Annotated in this window: 5 protein-coding genes and 1 pseudogene; all 6 read right to left on the reverse strand. The window is 71.7% G+C overall.

The genetic code is table 11. From position 1 onward, the window contains the following. Positions 1–743, reverse strand: a pseudogene (locus WC555_RS15435) (hypothetical protein); the annotation flags it as partial. A 121-nt stretch (positions 744–864) separates the two neighbouring features. Beyond that, on the reverse strand, positions 865–1,125 hold the full coding sequence (locus WC555_RS15440) for a hypothetical protein (RefSeq protein ID WP_292097705.1): 261 nt from the start codon (positions 1,123–1,125) through the stop codon (positions 865–867). Beyond that, a complete protein-coding gene (locus WC555_RS15445; protein WP_292128846.1) occupies positions 1,122–1,628 on the reverse strand; it encodes an isoprenylcysteine carboxylmethyltransferase family protein in 507 nt (168 codons plus the stop codon). Before WC555_RS15445 ends, WC555_RS15440 begins: the two co-directional genes overlap by 4 nt. After that, the gene (locus tag WC555_RS15450; RefSeq protein WP_292128848.1) at positions 1,628–1,999 is read right to left on the reverse strand and encodes a cupin domain-containing protein; all 372 of its coding nucleotides are present in this window, start codon (positions 1,997–1,999) and stop codon (positions 1,628–1,630) included. Before WC555_RS15450 ends, WC555_RS15445 begins: the two co-directional genes overlap by 1 nt. Further along, entirely contained in the window at positions 1,996–3,063 is a 1,068-nt protein-coding gene (locus WC555_RS15455; RefSeq protein ID WP_292128864.1) for an isoaspartyl peptidase/L-asparaginase family protein, read from the reverse strand. The genes WC555_RS15450 and WC555_RS15455 overlap by 4 nt, the downstream gene beginning before the upstream one ends. A 17-nt stretch (positions 3,064–3,080) precedes the next feature. Continuing rightward, the coding region (locus tag WC555_RS15460; protein ID WP_373255009.1) for a DUF4272 domain-containing protein at positions 3,081–3,271 on the reverse strand (191 nt) is incomplete at its 5' end.

The following is a 3,271-nucleotide window of genomic DNA, read 5'->3' on the forward strand; positions in this document are numbered from 1 at the left end:
GATTTGGGCGCGGGACCGGGATTGGACAGTTCGGCATGGGCCGCGCGCAGTTCGCCGACCCGGGCCGGCTCGTCGCGCCAGTGCTGGTTGAAGGCGGCGACGGCCAGCCGCAGGGCGTCGGTCTGCTCGCGATGGCTCAGGTCGCCGACCGCGGGAGGCGTCGTCGGCGGCGGCGTCGGCGTCGGCGACGTCGGTGCTGTCGGGCAACCAATGGTGACGACCGTGACGCTGGCCGCCGCTGACGCCGCCGCGCCGCCGCCTCCTCCGCCGCCGCCGCCGCCGTTCCCGCCCTGGCCGGCCTCGCCCGGGGTCGAATCGCCCCCGGGGCCGCCACCGGTTCGCGTCGGGGCCTGACCGCCGCCGGCGCCCGGCTGGACCGGTCCCTTGCCGGCGATGGCGTCATCCAGCTTCTTGATCCGGCCCGACAGGCCGCCGGCCAGTTTCAGGGTCTTGCCCAGCCGTTCGTCGACGACCTTGCGCAAGGCTTCTGCCTGCCCCTTCAGGGCGTTGTCGTCCGCGCCCATGGCGGATCGGGTCGCGTCGTGGATCGCCTCCCAGATGGCCTGGGCGGCGTCGGCGCTGTTTTCACGCGTGCGGACGCCCCAGAAATAGCCGGCCAGCAGGGCGGCGGCCAGTCCCAGCAGGATGGCCCCCCAGAACGCCGGCTCGGCGCCGATGAAGATCGTCGGGTCAAGCGGGGCGTTGGCCGGGTCGGCGTTGGCGAAGTCTGCGCCGTAGGACATGCTGCTCCCCCTTGAAGGCCGTGAACCGTTCGGAGCGCATCTTGCCCCCACCGCTCCGCTTGGCAACGGGAAAGGTTAACGGCGCGATCGATTCCCGCCATGGGCGAATGTGGATCGCGGCTCAGCGCGGCGGGGTGATCAGCGCCCGCGCCTCCGCGCCGGTGCGCGCCCCGACGTCGCGGACCTCGATCTCGACGGCCACGGCGCCCGCCGGTTCGAGGGCCCAGAGGTAGCGGCGCTCGATCTCGACCTCGCGGCCCGACGGGGCGATGCCGATGAAACTGTCGCCCCAGGGCGTGATCTTCGCCAGTTCGGGCCAGATCAGGCTGCAGGCCTGGTCCAGCTCCTCGATGGCCATGGCCGACAGCTCGTCGTCGCTCACAGCCACCGCCGGACCCTTGCGCGATAGGCCTCATAGGGTGCCCCGAATTTGGCGGCGAGGTAGCGCTCCTCGCGCCGGATCACGAACCGGTCCACCACCACCAGACAGGGCAGCAGCAGCAACAGGGCGATCCAGCTGTCCATGGCTATGGCCAGGCCGACATAGGTGATGGCGAAGCCGACGTAGATCGGGTTGCGGCTGAAACGATAGGGGCCTTCGTCGATCAGGACCGTCGACGGTTTCCACGGCTCGACCGCCGTGCCCCTGCGCCGGAACAGCCCCGCCGCCATCCCGTCCAGCAGCAGGCCGCCGATGATCAGGGTCAGGGCGACGCCGCGGCGGACGTCGACCGCGAGGTTAAAGCCGGCGGACAGCCAGCCCAGGCCGGCCTCGATCGCCTCGGGCCGGCCGGCGAGTTCGACCAGTCCCCAGCCCGCGAACAGGAAGCCGAGATAGATCAGCGGCGGCGGCGCGATGACGCCGGGAATGTCGGGCCTGGCCATCAGATCGTCTGTCCCTGCGGGGCGGTGAAGTCGGAGACGGCGGCGTCGCCGGTGTTGATCACCTCCGACGGTTCGAAGATCAGCACCTCGGCCTCATCGTCGGCGGCGGTGCGATGTTCGACGCCGCGCGGCACGACGATGAATTGCCCGGGATCGAGGGTCTCGACCCGGTCCCGGAACTCGACCCGGAACCGGCCCTTCCAGACCAGGAACATCTCGTCGGCGTCGGCGTGGCTGTGCCAGGGAAAGACGCCCTGCACCTTGACCAGCCGCACGTCCTGTCCGTTCAGCCGGGCGGCGACGCGGGGCCGCCAGTGATCGGAGAAGGCGGCGAATTTGTCGGCCAGATCGATGGTCGCGCCGAGGGTCACGGCCGCAGGTCCTCGTCGCCGTAGATGGCCACCCCCGCCGGGGCGCCGCTGGAGATCGAGCCGCGATACATGCCCGAGGTGGTCATGGCGAAGCTCGGCCGGCCCTCGACATCCATGACGATCACCCCGCCCGAGCCGCCCAGGGACAGGGCGTCGTCCACCTCCGCCTGGGCGGCGGCCTGGCTCGTCGATCCGCCGGCGATGCGGGCGCAGATGTCGCGGGCGACGCTGGCGCGGATGTAGTACTCGCCGTCGCCGGTGGCCGAGACGGCGCAGCCATCACGGTTCGAGGCATAGGTCCCCGCTCCGAGCACCGGCACGTCCCCGACCCGGCCCCAGCGTTTGGCGGTCATGCCGCCGGTCGAGGTCCCCGCCGCCAGCCGCCCCTGGCTGTCCAGCGCCACGGCGCCGACGGTGCCGAATTTCCGCTCGTTCAGCGGCGGGGCGGGCAGGGCGTTCTCCGCCTGCGGCCCCGGCGCCCCGGCGGGCCGCTCCGGGATCGGCAGGTTCTGCGCCCGCAAGGCCGTTTCCAGCCCGCGCCAGCGGCGCTCGGTGAAGAAGAAGGTCGGATCCACCTGCTCAAGCCCGACCGAGGCGGCGAACGTATCCGCCCCCTCGCCGATCAGCATGACGTGCGGCGACCGCTCCATCACCGCCCGGGCGGCGGCGATCGGATGGCGGGTGGTGGTCAGGCCGGCGACGGCTCCGGCGGTCAGGTCCGAACCGTTCATCACGGCGGCGTCCAGTTCGTTGCGGCCGGCGGCGGTGAAGACCGCCCCGCGCCCGGCGTTGAACAGCGGATCGTCCTCCATCAGCTCGATCGCCGCCTGGACCGCGTCCAGCGCCGAGCCGCCGTTGGCCAGCACCGCCGACCCCGCCTCCAGCGCGCGGTGCAGGGCGGCGCGATAGGCGGCGTCCTGTTCCGGCGTCAGGCTGTCGCGCTCGATCACCCCCGCCCCGCCGTGGATGGCGAAAGACCAACTGGGCGCGTCCTGGGCCGCGGCGGGCGTGGCGAACAGGGCGAGGGCGGCTGCGGCGAGAACGGTGGAGAGGCAGATGCGCATGGCGTCGGGTTTCCGGTTCAGGTGTCCGTAGTGACGTCGTCCCACGACGCGTCTTCGTTGTAGCGCACGAGCCAGTTCAAAGCCTTGTGCCGTTCCATCAGCACATCCGGATTGAGTTTGGCCGGCGGCGGCACGCCGTCGAGCCCGGCCTGACGCACAGCCCAATGGTAGCGATAGGTCAGGTCCAGCGCATCCAGCATTTCGGCCT

This window comes from Brevundimonas sp., assembly GCF_041648615.1.
In the GTDB taxonomy this organism is placed as follows: domain Bacteria; phylum Pseudomonadota; class Alphaproteobacteria; order Caulobacterales; family Caulobacteraceae; genus Brevundimonas.

Bases quoted from the DNA above. Each gene is read 5' to 3' on its own strand.
- WC555_RS15445 (WP_292128846.1), bottom strand. From the start codon at position 1,628: ATGGCCAGGCCCGACATTCCCGGCGTCATCGCGCCGCCGCCGCTGATC.
- WC555_RS15455 (WP_292128864.1), bottom strand. From the start codon at position 3,063: ATGCGCATCTGCCTCTCCACCGTTCTCGCCGCAGCCGCCCTCGCCCTG.